This is a genomic window from Clostridioides sp. ZZV14-6387 (assembly GCF_020657835.1).
GTDB lineage: Bacteria > Bacillota > Clostridia > Peptostreptococcales > Peptostreptococcaceae > Clostridioides > Clostridioides difficile_A.
In genome coordinates, this window is the sequence record NZ_JAGWCW010000024.1 from 23,039 (window position 1) to 48,940 (window position 25,902).

Here is a 25,902-nt window from a genome sequence, read left to right on the forward strand (position 1 = left end):
TACGAGGTGATTGGATTGAAAAAAATTCTAAGAATTTTAGTTATCTCCATGATGATATGTTTTGCAATGACTTTTGCATTAGTATTAATAAATTCAGTTATGGGAGTACATATAGGATTGGATTATTACTTTTTGATGGGCGGTGTAGTTACAGTTTGTTTAACAACTGGAATTGTTTTATGCAATGCTAGAAAAATATTTGATAATAAAACTGTACATAAAACAAGAATGAAAAATGTCAGTGCTAATAAAAAACAAAAAAGTCATTCTAGAGATATAAAGAGAAAGATATCATAGTTTATGTAAAGGAAATATTTATGTATAAAATAATGATTGATAGGTAAAATAAAAACACGATTTAACTTGTGTTTTTATTTTTTTTCAGGAATTATGATATAATAACCAATAAGAAATTTAGTTTACCATAGAATATAAATATTGCTAAATGGAGAGGGAACCATAATGAATTTTAGAGATTTATTTGAGAAAACTGTAGATTTTATTGATGAAAAAAGAAAGTCTATAGTTGCAGTTTCATTATCAGCATTAGGCGTAATTGTTTTAATGATAGTATTTTTCTTAAGTAGTAATGAATTTAGCGTAGGAAATGAAGCTAATGAGTTGTTGAAAATCATAGATAAAAGACAATATTCTATAGCTGTTGATTACTATGCGAGTATAGAAAAAAAGTTTTCTGCTTCAAAAATGGAAAGATTCAATAAGTCTGTTTCTAAAAAAATTAACAAATTATTATTAAATAGTGGTGATAAATATTTAGATGGAGATATAAGTCAAGAAAGTTTTATTGGATTAATAAATACAGTAAAAGAGCTAAATAAAATAAATATAGATGTGGATGATTTGCTAACTCAGGCGGATAGAGTTAAGGAAATGTATAAGGAAGAGAATACTACTTATGATGTTGCCATTAACTACATAAACACTGTTTCAATATTAAATGGAGTGGGTAGTAATTTAGATGTATACAAACAGAATATAGAAACAATTAGGGAATCTAGAGATGTTTATGATTCAGCAGTCAAAGACCAAAAAGTATATAAGTATTATGAAGCTATCGAAAAGTATAATAAAGTATTAAAAGAAGATGAGAAGTATTATAATATGGCTCAAAATGCGAAAAAGCAATGTATTGAGGAAATGTATGATTATTATATAAGTAGAGCTGAAGAGGCAAATACTTCTGGAGATTATGAAAGAGCATTACAGTATATAGAATATTTAAAAGAAGATTATTCAGATGATGAAAAAGTGCAAAGTCTAGAGAAAAAATATAAGAAGAATTTATCATTGTATACTTTAACATCTGATGACATCATAAATGTAATATCCAAAAAAAGTGGCAAAGATAAGTCAAATTTATCTATAAATTCACTTCCACAAATGATAAAAAATAATAAATATTATTATGCTGAAGTATATGAGTATGACAAATTAGTAAATGAGGTTTTAGTAAGTGCAAAAACTAAAGATTTATATTCATATAAAGATGGTAAGAAAGATTACAAAGTAGACTATGGAGATGGATACTTTAGGATATTAGAGGATGGAAGTTATCAATTTGGTATTACTAAAGATAAAGCTAAATTTGTATTAACTAATACTCTTGATGAAAAAGATAACAAATATAAAAAGGTTGAGATATTAGATATAGAGAAAGCTGAGAGGTATGTAAAGAGTAAAAAAACATTAGAAGAGTTATTTGGGAAGTATAAAAATATTTATTATTACGCTATAGTAAACAAAGGATTATTTAAAGGTAAAGAGGTTTATGCTATTAATATTTACAATGAAAAAATATATGCCATATCAGAAAAAGGACTAAATGAATATTAATTAATTATATTGATAATGTTAAATTATTATATAATTAAAAAGTTTTTGGGTTTTTAAGGCAGATTATGTAGTAATATAATAGTAGGTGTATATAAATAATTTTATTGTAAGGAGAAGTATGGGATGAGTAATGTGAACAAAAAGCTAGTTATAGCCATTGGTGCTGTAGCATTAGTAGTCATAATTTTTATAGGCATAATGTGTGTGCAATTTAATGGGGAGAAAATAGCAAAAAACACATATGTTAATGGAGTAAACATTGGCAAATTGACTAAGGCACAAGCAAAACAGGAATTAAGTAAAAAATACAAATTAGAAAATGTTGAGTTTATCTACAATGATAAAAACTGGAAAGTTAAAAGTAAAGATTTAAATTTATCTGCAGATTTGGATAAAACAGTAGAAAATGCATATAATTTAAATAGAAAGAATGGTTTCTTTGGAAATCTATCAAAAACTATTTCAGCAAATTTTGGAAAGAAAAACAACTTAGTAGTAGTGACAAATTATGATAAAAATAAGCTAAAATCAGAAATGGAAAAGATAGCTAAAGAAATAGATGTAGAGGTAAAAGATGCAACACTTGATATAAGTGGTGAAAAAGTAAAAGTTGTACCAGACTCTGATGGTCTTAAAATGGATATTTCTAAGAGTATGGAGAATTTTGAGAATCAAACTAAAAAAGGAAATTATAAGAATAAGTTAGTAGTAAAAGCTACTCCAGCAAAGATAAAAAAAGAGCAACTTGCTAATATAGACACAAATTTAGGCAAGTATTCAACAACATTTAAAACTTCTCAAGTAAATAGAAGTATAAACATAAAATTAGCAACAGATAATATAAGTAATGTATTACTTATGCCAGGAGAAACTTTTTCATTTAACAAGCATACAGGTAAAAGAAGTAAAGAAAATGGATATAAAAGTGCACCTGTAATAATGGAAGGTGAGATGGAAGAAGACTATGGTGGAGGAGTTTGTCAAGTTTCGTCAACACTATATAATTCTGTGTTATATGCAGGATTAGAAATTGTTAATGTAAAAAATCATACAATACCATCAAGTTATGTTCCAAAAGGAAGAGATGCAACTGTTGCAGATAGTGGAATAGATTTCTTATTTAAAAACAATCTAAAGCATCCAGTTTACATAAAAAATTACGTTTCAGGGAATCAAATTGTTTGCAATATATATGGAAGTGCAGAAGACAAACAAAATATAACAATATCAACAAAATTAGATGGTGTTTCACAAACTACAATGAAAAGAGTTAATGATTCTACAATGCCTAAAGGCAAAGAAAAAGTGGAAAAGAGCGGAAGAAATGCATATTCTGTATCAACATATAGAACATTTAATGATGCTAATGGTAAGAAAATTAAAACTGAAAAAATAGCTAATTCATATTATCCTAAGAAGGAAGGTATTATATTAGTTGGAACTATGGAACCAAAACCAGAAGAAAAGCCAAAGACAGATGAAAATAAAAATAATCAAAACTCAAATAATCAAAATAATCAACAAAAACCAGAAACACCACCAACTGATAATAAGCCTAATGAGACACAACCACAACCGCAAGCTTAAAGTTCTCAAGAATAGGATTTATGTAGAGTATTAAAAAATATAAATCTAAATAGGAGGGATTACTTTGAATTTAAATAATATAACGAATTACGTTCAAAGTATTTGCGAGAATATTTCTAATGTGTTGGATGTAGATGTTACTTTAGTTACAAAAGATTTAACTAGGATAGCAGGGACAGGAATATTCAGAGGTAAAATAGGAGAGACAATCTCAGAGAAATCAGTATACTCTCTTGTTTTAAAAGATGGAAAATCCTATGTTATAAATAAGGAAATAGAAGAGAACTGTAATCAATGTGCAAATAGAGAAAATTGTAAAGAGTTAGCTGATATATGTACTCCTGTTAAAATGGGAGAACATATACTTGGAATTTTGGGTATAGCTGCATTTAATGAAGAACAAAAGGAAAAAATACTTTCAAAAGACAAGGAGTTAACTGCTTTTGTAAGAAGTATGTCTGACTTAATATCTTTTAAATTAGATGAATTATATAAACAAGAAGTTAAGACTATGGATGACCTTGAGAGGGAAGCTATAGAAAAAGCTATAAAAAAATATGGAAGTAACACAGAAGGTATGAAAAAGGTAGCTGAGGCTTTAAATATAGGTATAGCTACACTGTATAGAAAAGTAAAAAAATTCAACATTAAAAGTTAGTAATATTGGAAAAAGGTAACCTTTTCACAAGAAGAAGAGGATTACCTTTTTTATTATGAGGATAATGGCAAAATATGTATAGTTTTGACTTGACATATTAAATATGTTATCTTAAATATATATTTTAGAGTGGAGGTGAGTATTATTTTAGTTAAAGATATAAAACAGGACATAGAAAACATGCCTAGAAAAATTTTAGATATATCTTTGATAGAAGATAATAAAAGTGATTTGACTTTTTTTAACATAGAAGAAGAAGAAGGTGACGAGACACTAAAAGCATTAAAGCAGAGCTATGTGACTACAAATTATAAAGAAGAGACACTATTGAACTTACAAGGAGCTTTAAATTCAAAGTCAGACACAACATCAAAGGAATTAAAATTAGAATCATACAAAAGATATAATAATGCACTGGATTTGGCATATAAGAACTATATAACTAGTGCTATTAATATGGTGAATAAAGCTTTAGAAATAAATCCTAAAGATATTGATATACTAAATCTTAGAGGTCTTTTAAAGCTATTAAAATGTGACTTTGCTAAGTCATTTGAGAGCTTTTATACAGCTTTATGTTATGAAAATAACCATATATCGAGAAAATATGTAAATCTAATTTCATCTGAAGATTTTAAAACATTTTTAGGAAGGTACAATCATTCTATAAGATTTATAAATGAAGAATTAAATTATGAGTCAATACATATTTTGGAGAATATAATTGAGGAAGAACCTGAACTAATAGAACCATATGTGATTTTATCTTTGTTGTATGATAAACTAGGCAATGTAAAGAAGAGAGAAGGATACTTAGATAAACTTAAAGAGTTAGATAAGGATAATCCAGTATTTGAAAAGAAAGAGGAAGAAAAAGAAGATACAAGTAAAAAAGAAGAAGTAAAAAAAGTTAAAAAGAAGAAAAATATTTTACCATATATTATAGTTGTTTGTGTTTTAGTAGGTATGGGTGTATATTTGATTCAAAGTAAAAAGAGAATAGAAAATTTAAATAATCAAATAAGTAGTAAAGATGAAAAGCTAAATGAAACTGATAAAAAGCTGGGAGAAACAAGTGAAAAATTAGAAAAAACGAATAAAGAGTTAAGTGAGGCTAAAAATAAAGAACCAGAAAGAGAGATAACTGTAGCTGATGAGGAAGATTTATACTATCAAGCTCTAGATTTAAAGAAAAATAAAGAATATGAAAAAGCCATAGATAATTTTAAAAGTGTAGTTTCTTCTGGGAAAACTAAAAAATATATTTCTGAATCAATATATCAATTAGCCATAACAAATAAGCTATTAGGAAATAAAGACGAAGCTATAAAATATTATAAAAAATATATAAATACTTATACTAAACATGACCAGTATTATGATGATTCATATTATGAGTTAGGGATGCTTTATTATGATAATGGTGATTTAAAAAATGCACAACAAACCTTCTATAGTTTAAGAAGTGAAGTTCCAGACAGCATGTATAACAATTCAAAAATAAAAGAGATTTTAAGTGAAAAATAGGTTTATATAGTTAAGTTTTTTGAAACAACCAAGTATGTATTTTATTAAATTAAAATAAAAATAAATTTAAAAGAGATTGTATCAAATTATAACTTTCTATTTGAAGAAAGATATTTGCCTGTTGAAAAAACTACAAATATGTGATTTGAAGCAATCTCTTTAGTTTTTGGAGGTGGAAAATGAAAGTTTTCAATCAGTTAGTAATAATTTTATGTATATGGGTCATAGGAGAGTATATAAGTTCCTTTATACAGGGAATTATACTTATTCCTGGAAGTATAGTTGGGATGCTATTATTATTCTTGCTACTACAACTTAAGGTATTAGATTTGAGTAGTATAGAAAATATAAGTGGATTTTTCCTTGATAATATGGCTATATTCTTCATCCCAGCAGGTGTGTCACTTATAAAATCATTAGACCTGATAAAGGAAAATGTACTAGTGCTTTTATTAGTCATATGCTTAAGCACACTAATAGTAATGTATGCCACTGGAGTTATAGTGGAAAAAATGATAAAAAAGAAGGAAGAAGGACAAAAAGATGTATAATGTATTACAAACGCCAGTGTTTGGTATAATAGTGACAATAGTATTTTTTAATTTAGGGAGATATATCCAACGAAAAACGAACAATCCTATATGTAATCCCATGTTAATTGCAATCGTAGGAATAATAGTGTTTTTAAGCATAACTAAAATTCCTTATGAGAACTACAAGATAGGAGCAGATAGTATAAATTTCTTTCTAGGTCCTGTTACAGTAGTACTTGCAGTTCCACTTTATAAGCAATTTGAATTATTTAAAAAGCATATGGTTGAAATTATTGTAGGTATAGGTTGTGGTATAGTAATTTCTTTTATATCTGTATTGATAATTGGTAAGATAGCTAATTCAGATGTAAGTATTATAAACTCTTTGATTCCAAAATCTATAACAACACCAATGGGAATATCTTTAGCAAATTCCTTAAATGGTATAGAGTCAATAACAGTTGTGGCTATAATTTTTACAGGTATCTTTGGTGGAATGGTTGCTTCTACAGTATTTAAACTTGGAAATATAAATCATCCAGTTGCTAAAGGAATTGCACTTGGAACGTCTGCACATGCTCTAGGGACTACAAAAGCTTTTGAACTTGGAGAAGTAGAAGGAGCTATGAGTGGTGTTTCTATTGGAGTATCTGGTACAATTACAGTAATATTAATTCCAATTATAATGAATTTTATATAAAAATAAAATTAAAATTAGTATTGTGGATACTTAAAACAAAATAAAATAAAAAAATTTTAAAATAAAAAGTGAATGAAAAAAATGCAAATAATGAAATAAAAAAATCATATACTGAAATTATGAAAACAAAAATTTCATTTAGCAATTAATTACGAACAGATAAATATTAAATTTGAATTTGCTAAGATAAGATAAATTACTGTAAAAATAGATATTTAGAAAAGAATACTATAAATTTACTATATTGCAAGTTAAATAATAAATAGTATCATATTGTGCTAGAAGGATTTTTATTTAAAGCATAAATGAGATGATTTGAACGTTTTTAAAGATTAAAATATAAAAAATTGCACTAGACATATATGAAAAAGATACTATAATAGATGATGTAATAGATGACAGTTCAAGAAATTATATAAAAATTTATTTGAAATATTATCTATTACATCAGGAATAATATAATATATGTAAAGATAAGTTTTTAAAATTCTAAAGATTTAGAAAGATTGAAGGGAGAAAGAAATGAGTGAAGTTAAGAATACCCTACAAAAACATCCAGTTTTAAGATATTCAACAATGTTATTTGGGATGTTGATGACATCTATAGGTATAAATGGGTTCTTAAGACCAGCACATCTGCTTAGTGGAGGTGCTACAGGTATAGCAACATCTATAAACTATTTGACAAATATAAATGTGGGTCTATTAACATTTTTAATCAATATCCCAATATTTATTTTAGGGTTCATATACCTTGAAAAAGAGTTTTGTATTTCAAGTTTAGTAAATATGATTGTATTTTCATTATTATTAGGTGCGACTCAGGAAATAAGTCAGATTATACCTATACATGATATATTACTCCAAAGTGTATATGGTGGGATACTATCTGGTTTAGGTGTTGGGGTTGTATTTAGAACTAGGTCTTCCCAAGGTGGTACAGATATAATAGCTGCAATACTAAAAATTAAGAAGAACATAGAAATGAAAGATACTGCTTTAGCAATAAATGGATTAATAGTACTTACAGGAAGTTTCTTATTTGGATTAGATTTAGCATTATATACTCTTATAGGTTTATTTCTAAATGCGTACTCAATGAGCTTCATTAAAGATGCAATGAATTATCAAAAATCTGTTATGGTAATGTCAAATGAAGTCGATTTAATAGCAGAAGATATAATGAAGAGTTTAGTTAGGGGTGTAACTTTTTTAGATGCAGAAGGTGCATATACTCATCAAAAAAAGAAAATTATATATACAATAGTTTCATCAAATGAGATACCAAAGATAAAAGATATAGCTTTGAAGTATGATAAAAAGGCCTTTATATCTGTAAATGATGTCACAGAGGTAAAAGGAAGAGGATTTAAAGCAAAAGATTTATAGAGAATTTTATAGGCTGAGAGCTATAATATATAAATTTATATTATGGCTCTCAGCCTATTTAAATTTAATAGGTGGAAGATAAAGATTTTATTAATGATTTGTGTATCACTTTAAAAGATGCCATTTTAAAATTAAAATTGAAAAAATTACTTAATGTGTAGAAAACATGACCACTATTAGGATATAATAAATTTAATGGATTTAGTAAAATATCTAGTAATAACGTTGGAGGAATGGCATTATGAATTTATCTAAAGAATATGTTAATTTGTATGATAATTATTTGAAATATATAAATGAAGTAAATAAAGAGATTAAAAGTATAAAGAACATGAAAAAACGTGTTTTAAAAAAGGGAGATTTTGCTCCAGAAAATGAAGTATTAGAATTAGAAGGAAAAACAATTCGTGATATAGATGAAGTAGATACAAAAAAACCAAAAAATAAAATATATAAATTTTCAAATGGGGATGTATATGTAGGTAAGTTTTTAGAGGGAAAGATGGAAGGTCAAGGCTCTTATACTTTTTTTGTAGATGAAGGAACAGAAATGGAGTACATAGGAGAGTTTAAACAAGATAAAAAAAATGGAAAAGGAAGTTTTGTATTTTCAAATGGAAATGAATATATAGGTAATTTTGAAGAAGATACAATGAATGGTATTGGAAATATGCTCTATAATAGTAAAGATGAGTATATTGGAACTTGGAAAAATGGTAAGAAGGATGGGAAAGGTATTTACAAGTGGAGTGATGGATGTATATATGCAGGTGAATTTAAAGGTGGAAAGATGGAAGGGTATGGTATTTGTTACAATAGTGAAGGCGAAATACTTTATGAAGGAGAATGGAAGAACAATTTGATTCATGGTAAAGGGACTTATATATGGGAAAAAGGCAAGAAATATGTAGGTGAATTTATGCATGGAAAAAAACATGGGCAAGGAACTTTTTATCTAAATAATGAATTGGTTTATGAAGGGACTTGGAAATTTGATAAACCATCCATTTTTGATAGAACATTAGATGAAATATTTTCTTTAAGACTGTAGCTTTATCTATTAGTAGGTAAAGCTTTTTTATAATACTTAGTAAATTTGAATAGGTATGAATGTTATTTATTAGTATATATTATCATTATTAGTATACTAAATGAATATTAAAAAATTTTAATTCGATTTTATGAAGGAGGGATATATTGAAGAAATTAATTGCATTAGTGTTAGTAATACTTATTGTTTTATTTTATAGTCCTGAATTGTTAGAGGAAGTATATGATTTAAAAGAAAAAATTTCTCAAAGTGAAATATGGAATGAATTTTTAGACAAGATAAATGTAGGTGACAATTCAAAAAAAGATAAAAAAGAAAAAAATCAAAATTTACAATTGAATAATACTGAGAATGAAAATCTAGATGAATCAGATATAAAGAGTTTTGAAAAAATAAGTCTGGGAGACAATTTAAATCAAGTATTATCAAGTATTGGGAAACCTGGAAGAATTGATACTAGTGAATATGGCTTTGATTGGTATGTATATAATCAATATGGAAAAGAATTTGCAATGGTTGGTGTTGAAAATAATGAGGTAGTAGCACTTTACAGTAATTCTATGAATTCATGTGAAAACCAAGATATAAAAATAAATCAAGATAGGCAAACAGTGAGAACTAAGATTACACCATTAAAATATAAGAGAAAAGGAAATACTAGATATATAATAAACTCAGAAAATCAATATGATATAATAAGTAAAGAAGGCAAGTATATTACAATTTTCTACGATATTCATGAAAAAAATAGAGTTTGTTCATATTTAATAATTGATAAAAGTACTGAAGATGAGTTTAAAGAATTATATCCAGATGATAGAGAAGAGCTTAAAAAATGTTTTGAACTAGAAGTTATAGACCTTGTAAATAGTGTTAGGAATCAAAGAGGATTAAATTCACTAATATACAGTGAACAAGCTACTTTGAGTTCAAGAAAGCATAGTGAAGATATGAGAGATAATAATTTTTTTGACCATATAAATAAAAATAATGAAACTCCATTTGATAGAATGAAAAGGGAGGGAATCGTATATACTTCGGCTGGGGAAAACATAGCAGCGGGGCAAATTAACGCAATATATGCACATGAAGCTTGGATGAATTCTGAAGGACATAGAAAAAATATTTTGGGGAATTATAATAATATTGGAGTTGGAGTAATATTTGGAGGAAGCTATAAAACATATTACACTCAAAATTTTTATAAATAACTAAAATGTTTGAAAGGAAGTTTAAAAATGACACCATGGAAAAAGAGGACAACATATAAGTGTTTAGTAGCGATAGTCTTGTTTTGTGGAATAATACTAGTATCTAATTTTGGTAAGGTCTCTGCTTTGATGACAGATACTAATGGAAATGTTTTAATTAAGCATGGTTCAAGGGAAAAAAAGTTAATAGCAATTACCTTTGATGATGGACCACATCCAAAAGAAACTAGCCAAGTTTTAAATGTATTAAAGAAATACAATGTAAAAGCTACTTTTTTTATAGCTGGTAAACATGCTCAATGGTATAAAGAACCATTAGTGAGAGCCAGTAAAGAAGGGCATGAAATAGGAAATCACACTTTTAATCACCCTGATATAAGTAATTTAAGCTCTAATCAGATAGAAGAGGAGATTGTTAAGTGTGAAGATATCTTAAAAGAAGTGACTGGAAAGAAACCTACATTATTTAGACCACCATTTGGAAGTTATAGAGAAAAAGACTTAGTAGAAATTGCAAAAAAGCATGACTATAAAGTTGTTTTATGGACAGGTGTAGATGTGAAGGACTGGAAAAATCCTGGAGCTAACAGTATTGCTGATAAAATAATTAATAAAGTACAAAATGGAGATATAATACTTTTACACGATTATGCAACTAATGATACAGTTGAAGCTTTAGATATGTTTATCCCAAAAATGATGGAAAAAGGCTTTAAATTCGTAACAGTTTCTGAGTTAATAAAATAATTTTTAGGGGGGGATTTAAGTATGATTCTAATGATAGACAATTATGATTCTTTTGTGTATAACCTAGTACAATACATAGAAGAATTAGGGGAAATAGTCGTAGTAAAGAGAAATAATGAAATCAAAATAAGTGATATTGAAGAACTTAATCCAGAGGTAATTGTATTATCTCCAGGTCCATGTTCTCCAAAAGAAGCTGGTGTTTGCATAGATATTGTTGACTATTTTAAAGGGAAAAAGCCTATACTAGGAATTTGTTTGGGTCACCAAACTATTGGACATGTTTTTGGAGGAGATATTATAAAGGCACAGCAACCTGTACATGGAAAGGTGCATAGTATAAACCATATTAATAAAGGGGTTTTTAGTGGTCTTAAGAATCCTTTGAATGTCACTAGGTATCATTCACTAATAATTGATTGTAATAAAGTTCCTGAAGAACTAGAAGTTACAGCAACAACTGATAAAGGTGAAATAATGGGAATTAGACATAAAAAATACTTAATAGAAGGAGTACAATTTCATCCAGAAGCTATTTTATCAGAGTATGGTCATGAGATGCTGAAAAACTTTATAACAGAAGCTAGAGAAAGGATACATATGTAATATGATAAGAGAGATAAACACTAAACTTAATTCTTTTGAGATATTTACTATTTTTAGAAACGAACATGACAGTTTTATATTAGACAGTGCTATGGATAAAGAAAAATTAGGAAGATATTCTTTTATAAGTAGTAAGCCATTTAAGGTATTAAAATATAAAGATACTGACGAAAATCCATTAGAATTTTTAAAAGAAGAACTAAATAAATATAGAGTTAAAAATAATACTAACCTTCCATTTATAGGAGGAGCTGTAGGATATTTGTCTTATGATTTAGGTAATTATATGGAAGAATTGCCTAGAAGTGCTGTAGATGATATTGGGATGCCTGATATGTATTTTGGTTTGTACAATCATGTAATAGTTGTAGACCATCTTATGGAAAAAACTTACATAGCTACTCCAAATATAGATATGAAATTAGAAGAAAAGATAGTTAATGACATCGAACAAAAAATACTAAAAGAAGAAGAAAAAGGCATAGATAATATATGTTATCAAGAAAAAGAAGTTAAACCTATAAGACTTAAATCTAATTTCACAAAGAAAGAATTTAAAAATGCAGTTCAAAATGTTAGAGAGTACATAAGACAAGGGGATATATACCAAGCAAACTTAACACAAAGGTTCAGTGGAGAAACAGAACTTACAAGCTTTGAACTATACAGAGATTTAAGAAGATTTAGTCCAGCACCATTTGGAGCATTTTTAAACTTTGATGATGTACATATATTATCAAACTCTCCAGAAAGATTTATAAGATGTATTGATAAGAAAATAGAAACTAGACCAATAAAAGGTACTCGTCCAAGAGGTAAGGATAGGGAAGAAGACTTAAAGCTTCAACAAGAACTTAAAAATAGTGAAAAAGATAGAGCTGAATTACTTATGATAGTGGACTTAGAAAGAAATGATATTGGTAGAATATCTAAAACAGGAAGTGTAAAAGTTCCAGAACTATTTGTAATTGAACCATATGCAAATGTAAATCACTTAGTTTCAACAGTTGTAGGTGAATTAAAAGACGATAAGGATGCTACTGATATAATAAAAGCTACTTTTCCAGGTGGTTCTATAACAGGAGCACCTAAGATTAGAGCAATGGAAATTATAGATGAATTGGAGCCAACACAAAGAAGTGTATATACTGGTTCAATAGGTTATATAGGTTTTAATGGTGATATGGATTTTAATATAGCAATTAGAACAATAATAAAAGATGATAGAAAGGTTTATTTCCAAGTTGGAGGAGGAATGACTTGGGATTCTGACCCAGATGAAGAATATCAAGAAACAATGGATAAAGCAAAATCTATAATGAAGGCTTTGAGGGGTTATTATGAAGAATAATGTAGGTTTTGATAGCAGTTTAAGTAAGTTTGGAATTGGTTTATTTGAAACTATTAAAGTTGAACATGGTATAGCAATAGATTTAAATCTTCATATAGAAAGAATGCTTAATTCAATAAGGTGTTTAGAACTAGATATAAAGCATGAAAAAGACTTCTTGATAAATGAGATTAATACATATATAAAAAAAGAAACTATTGTTGATAAAGCACTTAGAATTACTGTTTTTGATAAAGGTTATAATATATCTATCAGAGATATCCCATATAATCAAGAAACATATGAAAAGGGCTTTAAATTAACTGTCTCACCAATCATTAGAGGAGATAGTTTGATTCATAGACATAAAACTACAAATTATTTTGAAAATATATATACTAAAAATTTTGCAAATAAAGATGGTTATGATGATGGTATATTTGTAAATTCAGAGGGTGTAATCTTAGAATGCTCTATGAGTAATATATTTTTTATAAAAGGAGAAATAGTATACACTCCTAGTGGTAAATTACCAATATTAAATGGAATAATAAAAAAGAGGATTATAAATATTTGTGACGAATTACATATAGAGTTGGTAGAAAATGAAATTAATATATCAGAAATTAGTAGTTTTGATTTTGTTTTTGTCACAAATAGTCTTATGGGAGCTATGAAAGTTACAGAAATTGACAAAATAAAATTTTATGAAAAAAATGCTATTTTCGATAAAATAGTAGAATATTTAAAGTAAATTAAAATATTAACAATTTGTTGGAGATAAGAAATGATAAGTTGTGTTTATAAGGTATATAGTGAAGAGATAACAACGATAATAGAAAATCCAAATACTTTAGCAGTATTTTTGGTTGGTTCTAGTAAAGACTTAGATTTTACTCTTCACGATGTAGAAATAAATGATATTGATATATTCGTTTTTGTAAAAAAAGGGGAAAAACAAGAGCGAGTACTGTTTGAAAAAGAGGGAATAGAATTTGACATAAACTATTTTTCAAGAGATGGTGTAAAAAAATTATTATCAGATAGAGAGTATTTCTTTATTAAAGAGATGAAGGATGCTAAAGTTCTATTTGATAAAGAGCAGACATCAAAGAATATAAAGGATATAAGTAGGGATATTTACCTAAAAGGGCCTAAAAAAATGTCACTGGAAGAAAAGTCTTTTTTAAAACAAGATATTGGGGGAAAAATATCAAATTTAAAAAATAAAGAAAAATTTGATGCTTTTGAATATCATTTTTTGACGAATTTATATTTAAAAGATATAATAATTGGGTACTTTAATATAAATGATAATTGGGTACCAAAAGATAAAAAATTGCTAAAAGTTTTGGAAAAAGAAAATAATGAACTTTTTGAACTAGTATCAAAGGTAAGTGAAAGTTATGACTATCAAAAACTTTTAGATGTGTATAATTATATTTTTAAAGAAATTGAGACAAAAGAGATTATAAAACTAATCTTCTAGTCACAAATCAATGGGGGGAGTTTAAATGAATAAAGTTGATAAAGAAAAGATACAACATGCAGTAAGGGAAATATTGGAGGCAATTGGAGAAGACCCAGATAGAGAAGGTCTAATTGAGACTCCAAATAGAGTTGCTAGAATGTATGAAGAGATATTTTCAGGTCTTACTGAAGAACCAAGAGACCATTTAAAAGTTCTTTTTGCAGATGAGAAACATGAAGAATTAGTCTTGGTAAAAGATATTCCATTTTATTCATGTTGTGAACATCACTTAGTTCCTTTTTTTGGAAAAGCTCATATTGCTTATTTACCAAAAGGAGGAAGACTTACAGGTCTTTCTAAACTTGCTAGAGTAATAGATACATTGGCAAAAAGACCACAATTACAAGAAAGAATTACTAAAAATGCTGCAGATATAATAATGGAAGAATTACAGCCTTATGGTGTTTTAGTTGTAGTGGAAGCAGAGCATATGTGTATGACAATGAGGGGTGTGAAAAAGCCAGGTTCAAAAACTGTTACATCAGCAGTAAGAGGTATATTTGAAAAGGATATTGCATCTAGAGCTGAGGCGATGAGTCTTATTACTATGAAATAGTAGTTGTTGTAGATATAATCATTTGTTGAGATATAAAATTTAATTTAAGGGAGTGTCAGTAATTGTGTTTGATTATGGTAAAAGAACTTATATAATGGGAATATTAAATGTAACTCCAGATAGTTTTTCAGATGGAGGAGATTTTAATAACTTAGACATAGCAATAAAACACGCAAAAGATATGGTTGACCAAGGCGCTGATATAATAGACTTAGGAGGAGAATCTACACGTCCAGGTCATAGTTATGTAGACTCAGATGAAGAACTAAGAAGAGTAATCCCTGTAATAAAAAAACTTAAACAAGAATTAGATATACCAATATCAATAGATACTTATAAGGCAGATGTTGCAGAAGAAGCACTAAAATTAGGTGTTACTATGGTAAATGATGTTTGGGGTCTTAGAAAAGATAAAAATATGGCCTCTGTAATAGGTAAATATGATGCAGAAGTATGTATAATGCACAATCAAGATGGGACAAAATATGAAAAAGATATAATGGAGTCAATAAGGGACTTTTTTGAAGAAAGCATAGAAATGGCAATTAGCTGTGGAGTAAAAAAAGAAAAAATAGTACTTGACCCAGGAATAGGATTTGGTAAGGATTTTGAACAGAATATAGAGGTATTAAGAAGGTTAGGCGAATTGAAAGACTTAAGCTATCCTATTTTACTTGGCACATCTAGAAAATCGGTAATAGGTAAGGTCCTTCCAGTTGAACCAAAAAAAAGATTGGAAGGTACAATAGCTACTACTGTACTAGGTATAAGAGATGGTGTAGATATAGTTAGAGTACACGATGTTTATGAAAACTTAATGGCAGCTAGAATGACTGATGCAATATATAGAAAGTAGGTATAATATAATGGATAAAATATTACTTAGTAATCTAGGATTCTATGGATATCATGGTGTGCTTAAAGAAGAAAATTTTCTAGGTCAGAAATTTTTTATCGACATGGAGCTTTATGTTGATTCAAGAGAGGCTGGACTTAGTGATGATATAAATAAATCTGTAAACTATGCTGAGGTTTACAGTGTTGTTAAGGATATTACTGAAAATAAACAATTTAATCTTTTGGAGGCTTTAGCAGAAAATATTGCAGAAGAGGTCTTAAATAAATTTGTGCTTATAAATGGAGTCATGGTTAGGGTTAGAAAACCAGAAGCTCCTGTGAATGGAATTTATGACTATTTTGGTGTTGAGATAAGGAGAACAAGAGATGAATAAGGCTTATTTGGGAATAGGTACTAATATGGGGGATAGATTTAATAATTTATCAGAGGCATGTGAGCTTTTAAGAAATAGTGAATCTATCTATAATGTAAAAGAATCAGGATTATATGAAACAAAACCATGGGGATATACAGAACAAGCAGATTTTCTAAATATGTGTGTAGAAATAGAAACAGAGTTTGAACCATATGAGTTGTTAGAATATTGTCAAAAAATAGAGAGAGAACTACACAGAGAGAGAATAGTACGCTGGGGTCCAAGAACTATAGATGTAGATATACTATTTTTTAATGATGTAGTCTCTACTGACGAAAAACTATTAATACCTCATCCAAGGATTCAAGACAGAGCTTTCGTTTTGATACCACTTATGGATTTAAATGAAGAACTTCTAATAAATGAAAAATCAATAAAAGAACATTTAAACCTCCTATCTGCTGAAGAAAGAGAAGAAGTAAAGGAGCTTGTAGGTTATGAAAGAAAACCTATTTAATGGTAATTCAAAAATAGAGATAAATACAAATAATAAAGAGATAGTTGTAAAAAAAGACAAACTTATAATAGCTGGACCATGTGCAATAGAGAGTTATGAGCAACTTTTAATGACTGCTAAATTTGTAAAAAGTCATGGTGCAAATATTTTAAGAGGTGGAGCATATAAGCCAAGAACATCACCAAACTCATTTCAAGGATTAAAAAAAGAAGGTCTTGAAATATTAAAAGCAGTCAAAAAAGAGGTTGGCATAGCTGTTATTACAGAACTTATGGATGTAAGAGATATGGACGACCTGTATAGTATAAGTGATATAATTCAAATTGGCTCAAGAAATATGCAAAACTTTACACTTTTAAGTGAAGTAGGAAGACAAAACAAACCTGTTATGTTAAAAAGAGGAATAGCATCGACAATTACTGAATGGATAGGTGCTGCAGAATATATAGCAATAGAAGGAAATAGCAATATTATAATGTGTGAGAGAGGTATAAGAACATATAATGATTATACTAGAAATACATTAGATTTAGCTGCTGTACCTATTATCCAAAAAGAAACAGGTCTTCCTGTTGTGGTAGACCCAAGTCATGCTACTGGAATTAGATACTTGATAAAACCTATGTCAATGGCATCACTTGCATGTGGAGCTGATGGAATAATGGTAGAAGTGCACCCTGACCCAGAAAATGCTCTATCAGATGGTGCCCAATCTCTTTGTTTTGATGAGTTTGAAGATTTAATGGAATCAATTAAGAATTATTAAAAGAGGCAAAAGCCTCTTTTTTATTCGTAATGGTTATTGATACGAATTTATAGGTTATATATAATTTAATAGTTAGACCATTTGATATAAATAAAGACTTAATATTGATATAATTAATATAAAAAATAAAAATTTTTTGATTAATAAGAAGGATATCAATAAAAAAAGTCGAATTCTGTATATTGAGTGATTGACAAATTTAGAATATAGTGTAGAATAGAAATGTTAACACAAAAAATTACACCAGAAGGTGATAATATGAATGATATAAAAGACATTATTGAAGAAATAAAGGCTAGATGCGATATAGCAAGTATAATATCTGAATATATGAATATAAAACAATCTGGAGCTAATTATAAAGGATTATGTCCATTTCATGGTGAAAAGACACCATCTTTTTATATAAACACATCAAAACAAATTTATAAATGTTTTGGATGTGGAGAAGGTGGAGATGTAATAAATTTCGTCATGAAAATGGAAAATTTGGATTTTATGGATGCTGTAAAAATTTTAGCAAATAAATGTGGTATAGAAATTAACACTAACATGAATGAAGAGACTAGAATTAAAATAGAAAAATCTAAAAAATTCCAAGATATTCACACAGAAGCTGCTAGATTTTATCTTTCAAACTTGTTGGGAAGTAAAAATCTTGGGTATGAATATCTAAGAATAAGAGGACTAGATGATAAAATTATTAAGAAATTTGGTTTAGGATTTTCTTTAGATTCATGGAATTCACTTATGAATACTTTAATCAGTAAAGGATATAAAAAACAAGATTTATTGGAGTGCGGTCTAATTGCAAAAAACAGAGATGGAACTAATTGCTATGATAAATTTAGAAATAGAGTTATGTTTCCTATATTCGATTATAGAGGAAATATAATAGGATTTGGGGGAAGAGTATTAGATGATTCTTTGCCAAAATACTTAAATTCTCCAGACACAATAATTTTTAATAAAAAACAGAACTTATATGGATTAAACTTTGCTAGAAAAAATTTAGAGAGTAAAACTATAGTCTTAGTTGAAGGATATATGGATTTAATTTCGCTTTATCAGTATGGCATAAGAAATGTAGTAGCAACCCTTGGAACAGCCTTGACTGAACAACAAGGCATTTTAATAAAGAGATATGCGGACACTGCTATTATATCTTATGATTCTGATGAACCAGGAATAAAAGCAACTTTAAGAGCTATGGATATACTTACTAAATTAGGTATTAATGTAAAAGTATTGGATTTAAAAGATGCTAAAGACCCAGATGAATTTGTAAGAAAATATGGACTTAATGATTATAAAAAAGCTATGGATGTTTCTACTCACTACATAAAATATAAAATAGATCATCTTAAAAAAGAATTTAATATTCAAAAAGATGAAGAACGAGTGAAGTTCGCAAAAGAAGCTTCTAAGATTATAAAACAATTGACAAGTCCTGTTGAAATTGATTTTTATACAAAGTATTTAAGCAATCAAATAGATATTAATGTCGAGTCTATAAAGAGAGAAGTATATGGTAAAAATTATAATAAGCCATATAACAACAAAAATCAAAAGAAAGCAGAAGAAAAAATAATTGAAAAAGTCGAAGTCAGACAAGATGGAAAACAATTAGTTGAAGAGACTCTAATAAAAATAATGTTAGAAGATAAAAAAATTAGAGAAATAGCGTTACTAAAAGTAGAAGAAAGTGATTTTTTATTGAAAGAAAGTAAAGAAATTTTAAATTACATGATTAAAAATCAAGAATTGGACAAAATAACTATTGACAAATTGAAAAGTTTAAACATATCCGAAGAATACTTAAAAGAATTAAATTCAATTTCTTTGAATAGTATAAACTTAGAGAACACAAAAGAAATAGAAGGAATAGTAACAAATATCAGAAAAAATTCATTAGAAGAACAAATTAACAGCTTGTTGAGAGAGCAACAAGAATTAGAAAATAATAATGATATGAAAGAGGTAGATGGTAGAGTTATGGAAATTGCTTTAAAAATAGTTGATATAAATAAAATTTTAAAGAGCTTGTAGAGAAAGGAGGTTTGAGTGTGGAAAATAAATCGAATAAAAAAGAGTTAAAAAAAGTTACTGCTAAGACATTAATAGAAAAAGGAAAAAAGCAAGGTTCATTAACACTTGCAGAGATAATGGAAGCTTTTTCAGAGACTGAACTTGATAAGGACCAAGTAGAAAATCTTTATGAGACTTTAGGAAATCTGGGAATAGAAATAACAGAAACAAAAAATTATAAAGCTGATATAGATTTTTCGACTACTGATGATGATTTAAGTATTAGCAACCTGGATGAAGATACAGAAGCGATTTCACATGAAGACTCTTCTGCAATAGAAATAGAAACTGTGGATTTATCTTTACCAAAAGGGATAAGTATAGATGACCCTGTTAGAATGTACCTAAAAGAAATAGGAAAAATTCCTCTACTTAAACCACATGAAGAAGTTGAATTTGCTAGGAGAATGCACGAAGGTGATGAGATAGCGAAACAAAGGTTAGTTGAGGCAAACTTAAGATTGGTTGTAAGTATAGCAAAAAGATATGTAGGAAGAGGTATGCTTTTCTTAGATTTAATACAAGAGGGAAATTTAGGTCTTATAAAAGCAGTCGAAAAATTTGACTATACAAAAGGATATAAGTTTAGTACTTATGCAACATGGTGGATAAGACAAGCCATAACACGTGCCATTGCAGACCAAGCTAGAACTATAAGAATACCAGTTCATATGGTAGAGACTATAAATAAGCTAATAAGAGTATCAAGACAACTACTTCAAGAACTTGGAAGAGATCCAAAACCAGAAGAAATTGCAAAAGAAATGGAAATGACAGAAGATAAAGTAAGAGAAATAATGAAAATAGCTCAAGACCCTGTGTCTTTAGAAACACCAATAGGAGAAGAAGAAGATAGTCATTTAGGAGACTTTATTCCAGATGATGATGCTCCAGCCCCAGCAGAGGCAGCAGCATATTCTTTACTAAAAGAACAAATAGAAGATGTACTTGGCTCATTAAATGATAGAGAGCAAAAAGTATTAAAACTTAGATTTGGCCTTGAAGATGGTAGAGCTAGGACTCTTGAAGAAGTTGGAAAAGAGTTTGATGTAACTAGGGAAAGAATAAGACAGATAGAAGCAAAAGCACTAAGAAAATTAAGACATCCAAGTAGATCAAAAAAACTTAGAGATTATTTAGATTAAAAAGATACATCATTAATGTTTTTGTTATAAAGGCCATGGGATAAGTGATATCTCATGGCTATTTTGTAGTAGAGATTTAATTTTATTTTTTATAATAACCTTAATTTAATAACCTTAATTTAATGATTATAATTTAATATAAAGACTATAAATGAAGGCAATTGAAAGGAGATATATATTTGAAATTAACAGATAGATTATTAAAAATAGCATCATTGGTATCAGATGGTAAAAAAATAGCTGACATAGGAACTGACCATGGATATATACCAGTATATTTGTTAAAAGAGGGAAGAGTACCATTTGCAGTATTGGCAGATGTTAATAAAGGGCCTCTTGACAATGCACATAAAGAGGTCATACAGAACAATCTTTTAGATAAGGTTGATTTACGACTGGGTTCTGGTATAGAGGTTCTTGAAGTAGGAGAAATAGAAGAAATAATAATTGCTGGTATGGGTGGAATTTTGATAAGTGAACTTCTTGAAGCTAAAAAACAAGTGGCGCATAATGTAGAAAAATTGATACTACAACCTATGCAAGCACAAGAAGAACTCAGACGTTATCTTTTAAATAATGGTTATGAAATCTCAGAAGAAGTTTTGGTGAGAGAAGATTTTAGGATATATGAAATAATAGTTGCCAAATACACAGGTAAAAATACTATAATAGAAGATGAGATATATTTTGAAACTGGAATAAAACTTTTAGAAAATAAAGACTCTCTTTTTAATGAATTTATAGAAAAAAAGATAAAGACATATAGTGCTATAGTTAATAACCTAGAAGGAAAGAATGGGGAAGCAATAGACAAGAAGAGAGAAGATAGTAAGACTGCAATAAAAAAACTTGAAAATTTAATAAAATAAATTGGAGGCATATATGTTATTAAAGAGTCTAACTAGAAAAATTGAAAAAAAGTATCCTCTAAACTTAGCTGAGGATTGGGACAATGTAGGTCTTATAGTTGGAGATTTTGATATGGATGTAAAAAAAGTATTAGTATCTTTGGAAGCTAATGAAAATGTTATTGATGAAGCCATCTCAAAAAACATAGATTTAATTGTGACACATCATCCTTTTATATTTGGGAAAATTAATAAGATTAATAGTGCAGATTTAAAAGGTAGGCTTATACAAAAACTTATTAAAAATGATATAGCACTTTATTCTATGCATACCAACTTTGACATAGCATTTGATGGTCTAAATGACTATTTTATGGAGATTATGGAATTTGGTAACTCAAAGGTTTTAGATGTGACTGAAAGCGAGACTTTATATAAACTTGCAGTATATGTACCATGTAATTATTCAGATGAATTGAAAAGAGTTTTAAGTAATTCAGGAGCAGGTCATATAGGAAATTATAGTGATTGTGTATTTTCAATAGAAGGTGAAGGACAGTTTAAGCCATTAGAAGGCTCCAATCCGTTTCTTGGAAGCATAAATGATATAGAAGTTGTAAATGAGGTTAAAATTGAAACTGTAGTGCCACAGAAGCTTTTAGGAGGGGTAATAAGTTCTATGTTGGATGCACATCCTTATGAAGAAGTAGCATATGATTTGTACAAGTTAGAAAATAAAGGGAAGACATTTGGTCTAGGTAGAGTTAGTAGACTTGATGAAAGTATGACATTAGAAGACCTTTCAAATAAAATAAAAGAAAAATTAAATATGAAACATATCAGGGTAGTTGGAAAACTTAATACAAATATAACCAAAGTAGCAGTTGTAACAGGAGCTGGTTCTGAGTTTGTAAAAAAAGCTAAGAGACAAGGTGCAGAAGTATTAATAACTGGAGATGTAAAGTATCATGAAGCACAAGATGCACTTGATATTGGAATGTGTATAGTAGATTGTGGTCATTTTGATACAGAAGATATATTCAAAGATGTCATGAAGAGATTTTTGAGAGACTTTAATGAAATTGAAGTAATAAAAAGTGATGTATATTTGAATCCATTTAGTATTATTTAGTAGTATTTAATTATAAAAATACTATATAAAAAATAAATTTGAATTTACTTAGGGGGATAAAGATGAAAGCAGCAGTAATTTTTCATAGTGTTTGTGGGAGTACATATTTATTAGCAAGAACATATAAAGAAGTGCTTGAAGAAATGGATATAGAAGTAGATATGTTTAAAGTAAGTGACGAAGTTGCAAAAACACTTCTTCAATATTATTTAATAAATTCTAAAGAATATAAAGACGAGTTTGAAAGTGTAAATATAATTAAATCTGGAAAAGAATTGCTAGACTATGATGCTATATTTATGGGTTCGCCAACATATTATGGAAATGTATCTGGACCAATGAAGATGTTTATGGATAGTTTTTCTGATATTTGGGTAGGTGCTCCTTTGAGTGGGAAAATATTTGGTTGTTTTGCCACAGCAGGTTCACAACATGGAGGAGGAGAGCTATCTTTGCAAGCAATGAATATATTTGCTCAACATATGGGAATGACTCTTTTATCAGTTCCATGTACAGTAAGAGGAGGACATCCAGCATATGGAATACTACATATAGCAGGTGATAACTCTGATATAAGACCAAATGATGATGTTAAGCTGGGGATAAGAGATTATCTAAAAAGAATTAGTCTATAAGAATGTCAAAAAAAAGTGCCTAAAAGTGGCTATATAGCTACTTTTAGGTATTTTAATATGTTATTATAAACGTGAAGCTTTGCCAGAAATATGGTCGATTTCTATTTTAACTACAGTTGTTAAATTTATGTCTTTCTCTATATATTTCATTCCCTCTTCAAAAAATCCTTTAGAATATTTTTTTATGATTTCTACAAGAGCATTTTTCTTTTCTTCATCTTCTACAGTTGAAGCTTTTCCAAACACTATAGCACTAGAATATGTAGTACTAAATTTGTCTGGAATAACATTTTCATTAGCAACTACTAAAAAAGAAACTTTGTTGTTTTTTGATATATTATCTAATTTATGACCATTTCTTGCACAATGGAAGTAAATAGAATCATTAAGATACACATAGTTTACAGCTACTCCATAAGGATAGCCATTTTCAGATATAGTGGAAAAAGTACCAAATTCACCATTCTTTAACACTTCTACAGTATCTTCTTTTGTCATTTCTCTCTTTTTTAATCTCATTTCTCTAAACATATTATCATCCTTTCTAATTTTGATTATTAAATTAAATTTTAAAACATTTACAAAGATTATGCTATGCTTTTTACAAATTTAAAATAAAATAAAAATTAGAGTTGACAATTATAAAAATTTAGAATATTATAATAGCAACAGCAAATTAAAAATCCTATGACAAGGAAGAGTAATTATGTTTAGCTTCAAGATAGAGAGCTGAGGATGGTGGAATCTTAGCAAGAAGGAATATAGTGAATGGACCTTAGAGGAATGAATTGAAATCATATTATTATGAGAGTAGACTTTATCGTCAGTCGCACGTTACAGCGAATAAGGTATGTAAGTACCTGATAATGAGATGTATAAGAAATAAGTTTATGTTTATTTTTTATATAATTTAGGTGGCAACGCGGATAATCTCCGTCCTATTAATTTAGGACGGAGTTTTTTATTTTACAAAAATTTCAAAATAAAAATATATAAATGAGATAAAAGGTGGTGAAAAAGATGTTATGAACTCTCAAAGCTAATGAAAATGATTTAGAAAATTGGCAAAGAAATAAAATAAATATTAATAAAATTAGGGGGAATTATTACAATGAAATCAAATACAAAAAAATTAACTTTAAATGCTATACTCTTAGCTATGGGATTATTAATACATCAACTTACACCTGCTATAGGACTTCCAATGCAACCAGATATATCTCTAGCAATGATGTTTATAATAATGATATTGAACAAAGATGATTATAAAATTTGTCTAGTGGCAGGAATTGTGACAGGGATATTTGCAGCATTAACAACTAAATTTCCAGGAGGTCAAGTTCCAAATATACTTGATAAAACTGTTACAATAAATATAATGTTCATGATAATGTATATAATTTATAAATTACCATTTATGAAAAACTTAAGTAATAAAAAGCAAGACTTAATAGTAGCTACAATAATCTTTCCAATAGGAACTATTGTGAGTGGAACTGCATTTTTATTGTTTGCTCAAGTAATAGTAGGTCTTCCTGGAGGTTCATTTATAGCATTGTTTATGGTTGCAGTAGTACCAGCAATACTAATAAATCTGATAGCTGGTTTACTGTTATTTAAGGTAGTAAGCATGTCTATAAGAAGGGTAAGTTATCAAGGTTAAATATTATTGCTTACAATGATATTATAAAAAAATAGTATTTTAAAGAATAAAATAATAAAGAGGTATTAAGTTATAATACTTAAGACCTCTTTAAAGTTAAATTTTAACTATGCTAAAGAAATATTCTATACATGGTAAGGAGATAGTAAAGAATGTATCTTTAAAGTCTCAACCAAACAGCAAAATTTATCCAACAAACATACAATTAAGGCCTCTTTGTATCTAGGAGGCGTAATTGTAAGTGGCCACATATGTTTTAAAATTATGTCTGTTTCCATTTCATTTATTTGAAAAAATAAATTCGCATTTTTTAGTGCTTCTTTAGGATGAGTAAATCCGTGTAATCCTTTTCTATCCCCTTTGTAATGCCAGTCATAAAGGAAAAAGTCGTGTAATAAAGCTCCTCTAATAACACTTTGAATATCAACATTTAGATGCAATTTTTTACATAATAGATAACTATAATATGCTACTGACAAACTATGTTCAAGACATGAAACATCGCCGTGATGAGGAAATGTTCTCATAAGTTGTACTTGTTCTGAAGAAAGTATTTCAGAAGCACATTCATTAAAGTATTTGATTTCAGCTTTTGACAACATTATGCAAATCTC

The 25,902-nt window shown here is 28.2% G+C and carries 28 protein-coding genes and 1 other annotated feature; of the genes, 26 read left to right on the forward strand and 2 right to left on the reverse strand.

Features of this window, described 5'->3' with window-relative positions; genetic code table 11:
* Positions 1-48 precede the first annotated feature (48 nt).
* The 25 genes from KGF38_RS14555 (at position 49) to KGF38_RS14675 (ending at position 23,625) form a co-directional block, all read left to right on the forward strand.
* Positions 49-297, forward strand: coding sequence for a hypothetical protein (locus KGF38_RS14555; RefSeq protein WP_054269966.1), 249 nt, complete (start codon positions 49-51; stop codon positions 295-297).
* Between the two features lie 165 nt (positions 298-462).
* Positions 463-1,854, forward strand: coding sequence for a hypothetical protein (locus tag KGF38_RS14560; RefSeq protein ID WP_054269919.1), 1,392 nt, complete (start codon positions 463-465; stop codon positions 1,852-1,854).
* Positions 1,855-1,977: 123 nt separating this feature from the next.
* Complete coding sequence (locus tag KGF38_RS14565; protein ID WP_054269920.1) at positions 1,978-3,441, forward strand: VanW family protein; 1,464 nt, start codon at positions 1,978-1,980, stop codon at positions 3,439-3,441.
* Between the two features lie 64 nt (positions 3,442-3,505).
* Positions 3,506-4,099 carry a GAF domain-containing protein gene (locus tag KGF38_RS14570; RefSeq protein ID WP_054276403.1) on the forward strand — a complete coding sequence of 198 codons (594 nt, stop codon included), beginning with the start codon at positions 3,506-3,508 and terminating at the stop codon, positions 4,097-4,099.
* 129 nt (positions 4,100-4,228) lie between these two features.
* Complete coding sequence (locus KGF38_RS14575) at positions 4,229-5,626, forward strand: tetratricopeptide repeat protein (RefSeq protein WP_413926758.1); 1,398 nt, start codon at positions 4,229-4,231, stop codon at positions 5,624-5,626.
* Between the two features lie 179 nt (positions 5,627-5,805).
* Positions 5,806-6,177, forward strand: a complete 372-nt coding sequence (locus KGF38_RS14580) for a CidA/LrgA family protein (RefSeq protein ID WP_054269922.1) — start codon at positions 5,806-5,808, stop codon at positions 6,175-6,177.
* Positions 6,170-6,859, forward strand: coding sequence for an LrgB family protein (locus KGF38_RS14585; protein ID WP_054269923.1), 690 nt, complete (start codon positions 6,170-6,172; stop codon positions 6,857-6,859). The genes KGF38_RS14580 and KGF38_RS14585 overlap by 8 nt, the downstream gene beginning before the upstream one ends.
* A 522-nt stretch (positions 6,860-7,381) precedes the next feature.
* On the forward strand, positions 7,382-8,248 hold the full coding sequence (locus KGF38_RS14590; protein WP_054269924.1) for a YitT family protein: 867 nt from the start codon (positions 7,382-7,384) through the stop codon (positions 8,246-8,248).
* A 241-nt stretch (positions 8,249-8,489) separates the two neighbouring features.
* On the forward strand, positions 8,490-9,299 hold the full coding sequence (locus KGF38_RS14595; protein WP_054269925.1) for an MORN repeat-containing protein: 810 nt from the start codon (positions 8,490-8,492) through the stop codon (positions 9,297-9,299).
* Positions 9,300-9,445: 146 nt separating this feature from the next.
* Positions 9,446-10,510, forward strand: a complete 1,065-nt coding sequence (locus KGF38_RS14600) for a CAP domain-containing protein (RefSeq protein ID WP_054269926.1) — start codon at positions 9,446-9,448, stop codon at positions 10,508-10,510.
* A 27-nt stretch (positions 10,511-10,537) separates the two neighbouring features.
* Entirely contained in the window at positions 10,538-11,257 is a 720-nt protein-coding gene (locus KGF38_RS14605; RefSeq protein ID WP_054269927.1) for a polysaccharide deacetylase family protein, read from the forward strand.
* Positions 11,258-11,278: 21 nt separating this feature from the next.
* Positions 11,279-11,863, forward strand: a complete 585-nt coding sequence (locus KGF38_RS14610) for an anthranilate synthase component II (protein ID WP_054269928.1) — start codon at positions 11,279-11,281, stop codon at positions 11,861-11,863.
* A gap of 1 nt (position 11,864) precedes the next feature.
* The gene (pabB, locus tag KGF38_RS14615) at positions 11,865-13,214 is read left to right on the forward strand and encodes an aminodeoxychorismate synthase component I (RefSeq protein WP_176702480.1); all 1,350 of its coding nucleotides are present in this window, start codon (positions 11,865-11,867) and stop codon (positions 13,212-13,214) included.
* Entirely contained in the window at positions 13,204-13,947 is a 744-nt protein-coding gene (locus tag KGF38_RS14620) for an aminotransferase class IV (RefSeq protein WP_054269930.1), read from the forward strand. Before pabB ends, KGF38_RS14620 begins: the two co-directional genes overlap by 11 nt.
* 33 nt (positions 13,948-13,980) lie before the next feature.
* Entirely contained in the window at positions 13,981-14,682 is a 702-nt protein-coding gene (locus KGF38_RS14625) for a hypothetical protein (RefSeq protein WP_054269931.1), read from the forward strand.
* A gap of 25 nt (positions 14,683-14,707) precedes the next feature.
* Positions 14,708-15,280, forward strand: a complete 573-nt coding sequence (folE, locus tag KGF38_RS14630) for a GTP cyclohydrolase I FolE (RefSeq protein ID WP_054269932.1) — start codon at positions 14,708-14,710, stop codon at positions 15,278-15,280.
* Positions 15,281-15,344: 64 nt separating this feature from the next.
* Complete coding sequence (gene folP, locus KGF38_RS14635; RefSeq protein ID WP_161803367.1) at positions 15,345-16,136, forward strand: dihydropteroate synthase; 792 nt, start codon at positions 15,345-15,347, stop codon at positions 16,134-16,136.
* A 10-nt stretch (positions 16,137-16,146) separates the two neighbouring features.
* Positions 16,147-16,512: a dihydroneopterin aldolase gene (gene folB, locus KGF38_RS14640; RefSeq protein ID WP_054269969.1), complete on the forward strand. Its 366-nt coding sequence runs from the start codon at positions 16,147-16,149 to the stop codon at positions 16,510-16,512.
* Positions 16,505-17,011 carry a 2-amino-4-hydroxy-6-hydroxymethyldihydropteridine diphosphokinase gene (gene folK, locus KGF38_RS14645; RefSeq protein WP_054269933.1) on the forward strand — a complete coding sequence of 169 codons (507 nt, stop codon included), beginning with the start codon at positions 16,505-16,507 and terminating at the stop codon, positions 17,009-17,011. The genes folB and folK overlap by 8 nt, the downstream gene beginning before the upstream one ends.
* On the forward strand, positions 16,992-17,777 hold the full coding sequence (gene aroF / locus KGF38_RS14650) for a 3-deoxy-7-phosphoheptulonate synthase (RefSeq protein ID WP_054269934.1): 786 nt from the start codon (positions 16,992-16,994) through the stop codon (positions 17,775-17,777). Before folK ends, aroF begins: the two co-directional genes overlap by 20 nt.
* Before the next feature lie 222 nt (positions 17,778-17,999).
* Positions 18,000-19,826, forward strand: a complete 1,827-nt coding sequence (dnaG, locus tag KGF38_RS14655) for a DNA primase (RefSeq protein WP_227832485.1) — start codon at positions 18,000-18,002, stop codon at positions 19,824-19,826.
* Positions 19,827-19,843: 17 nt separating this feature from the next.
* On the forward strand, positions 19,844-21,010 hold the full coding sequence (gene rpoD / locus KGF38_RS14660) for an RNA polymerase sigma factor RpoD (protein WP_054269936.1): 1,167 nt from the start codon (positions 19,844-19,846) through the stop codon (positions 21,008-21,010).
* A 179-nt stretch (positions 21,011-21,189) separates the two neighbouring features.
* Complete coding sequence (locus tag KGF38_RS14665; protein WP_054269937.1) at positions 21,190-21,879, forward strand: tRNA (adenine(22)-N(1))-methyltransferase; 690 nt, start codon at positions 21,190-21,192, stop codon at positions 21,877-21,879.
* Between the two features lie 13 nt (positions 21,880-21,892).
* Positions 21,893-22,990, forward strand: coding sequence for a Nif3-like dinuclear metal center hexameric protein (locus KGF38_RS14670; RefSeq protein WP_054269938.1), 1,098 nt, complete (start codon positions 21,893-21,895; stop codon positions 22,988-22,990).
* Between the two features lie 62 nt (positions 22,991-23,052).
* Complete coding sequence (locus tag KGF38_RS14675; protein ID WP_054269939.1) at positions 23,053-23,625, forward strand: flavodoxin family protein; 573 nt, start codon at positions 23,053-23,055, stop codon at positions 23,623-23,625.
* Positions 23,626-23,688: 63 nt separating this feature from the next.
* On the opposite strand, the gene KGF38_RS14680 is transcribed toward KGF38_RS14675, so the two are convergent.
* Positions 23,689-24,156 (reverse strand): pyridoxamine 5'-phosphate oxidase family protein, encoded by a 468-nt coding sequence (locus tag KGF38_RS14680; RefSeq protein WP_065388376.1) that lies wholly within the window; start codon positions 24,154-24,156, stop codon positions 23,689-23,691.
* Between the two features lie 147 nt (positions 24,157-24,303).
* Positions 24,304-24,569 (forward strand) — a binding site (T-box leader).
* A 167-nt stretch (positions 24,570-24,736) separates the two neighbouring features.
* On the opposite strand from KGF38_RS14680, the gene KGF38_RS14685 reads away from it, so the two are divergent.
* Positions 24,737-25,288 (forward strand): tryptophan transporter, encoded by a 552-nt coding sequence (locus tag KGF38_RS14685; RefSeq protein ID WP_054269941.1) that lies wholly within the window; start codon positions 24,737-24,739, stop codon positions 25,286-25,288.
* 125 nt (positions 25,289-25,413) lie between these two features.
* Here KGF38_RS14685 and KGF38_RS14690 read toward each other — a convergent pair whose 3' ends face one another.
* Complete coding sequence (locus KGF38_RS14690; RefSeq protein WP_054269942.1) at positions 25,414-25,890, reverse strand: HD domain-containing protein; 477 nt, start codon at positions 25,888-25,890, stop codon at positions 25,414-25,416.
* Between the last annotated feature and the right edge of the window lie 12 nt (positions 25,891-25,902).

Bases quoted from the DNA above. Each gene is read 5' to 3' on its own strand.
- KGF38_RS14555 (WP_054269966.1), top strand. From the start codon at position 49: ATGATGATATGTTTTGCAATGACTTTTGCATTAGTATTAATAAATTCA.
- KGF38_RS14560 (WP_054269919.1), top strand. From the start codon at position 463: ATGAATTTTAGAGATTTATTTGAGAAAACTGTAGATTTTATTGATGAA.
- KGF38_RS14565 (WP_054269920.1), top strand. From the start codon at position 1,978: ATGAGTAATGTGAACAAAAAGCTAGTTATAGCCATTGGTGCTGTAGCA.
- KGF38_RS14580 (WP_054269922.1), top strand. From the start codon at position 5,806: ATGAAAGTTTTCAATCAGTTAGTAATAATTTTATGTATATGGGTCATA.
- KGF38_RS14585 (WP_054269923.1), top strand. From the start codon at position 6,170: ATGTATAATGTATTACAAACGCCAGTGTTTGGTATAATAGTGACAATA.
- KGF38_RS14590 (WP_054269924.1), top strand. From the start codon at position 7,382: ATGAGTGAAGTTAAGAATACCCTACAAAAACATCCAGTTTTAAGATAT.
- KGF38_RS14595 (WP_054269925.1), top strand. From the start codon at position 8,490: ATGAATTTATCTAAAGAATATGTTAATTTGTATGATAATTATTTGAAA.
- KGF38_RS14605 (WP_054269927.1), top strand. From the start codon at position 10,538: ATGACACCATGGAAAAAGAGGACAACATATAAGTGTTTAGTAGCGATA.
- KGF38_RS14610 (WP_054269928.1), top strand. From the start codon at position 11,279: ATGATTCTAATGATAGACAATTATGATTCTTTTGTGTATAACCTAGTA.
- pabB (WP_176702480.1), top strand. From the start codon at position 11,865: ATGATAAGAGAGATAAACACTAAACTTAATTCTTTTGAGATATTTACT.
- KGF38_RS14620 (WP_054269930.1), top strand. From the start codon at position 13,204: ATGAAGAATAATGTAGGTTTTGATAGCAGTTTAAGTAAGTTTGGAATT.
- KGF38_RS14625 (WP_054269931.1), top strand. From the start codon at position 13,981: ATGATAAGTTGTGTTTATAAGGTATATAGTGAAGAGATAACAACGATA.
- folE (WP_054269932.1), top strand. From the start codon at position 14,708: ATGAATAAAGTTGATAAAGAAAAGATACAACATGCAGTAAGGGAAATA.
- folB (WP_054269969.1), top strand. From the start codon at position 16,147: ATGGATAAAATATTACTTAGTAATCTAGGATTCTATGGATATCATGGT.
- folK (WP_054269933.1), top strand. From the start codon at position 16,505: ATGAATAAGGCTTATTTGGGAATAGGTACTAATATGGGGGATAGATTT.
- aroF (WP_054269934.1), top strand. From the start codon at position 16,992: ATGAAAGAAAACCTATTTAATGGTAATTCAAAAATAGAGATAAATACA.
- dnaG (WP_227832485.1), top strand. From the start codon at position 18,000: ATGTTAACACAAAAAATTACACCAGAAGGTGATAATATGAATGATATA.
- KGF38_RS14670 (WP_054269938.1), top strand. From the start codon at position 21,893: ATGTTATTAAAGAGTCTAACTAGAAAAATTGAAAAAAAGTATCCTCTA.
- KGF38_RS14675 (WP_054269939.1), top strand. From the start codon at position 23,053: ATGAAAGCAGCAGTAATTTTTCATAGTGTTTGTGGGAGTACATATTTA.
- KGF38_RS14680 (WP_065388376.1), bottom strand. From the start codon at position 24,156: ATGTTTAGAGAAATGAGATTAAAAAAGAGAGAAATGACAAAAGAAGAT.
- KGF38_RS14685 (WP_054269941.1), top strand. From the start codon at position 24,737: ATGAAATCAAATACAAAAAAATTAACTTTAAATGCTATACTCTTAGCT.
- KGF38_RS14690 (WP_054269942.1), bottom strand. From the start codon at position 25,890: ATGTTGTCAAAAGCTGAAATCAAATACTTTAATGAATGTGCTTCTGAA.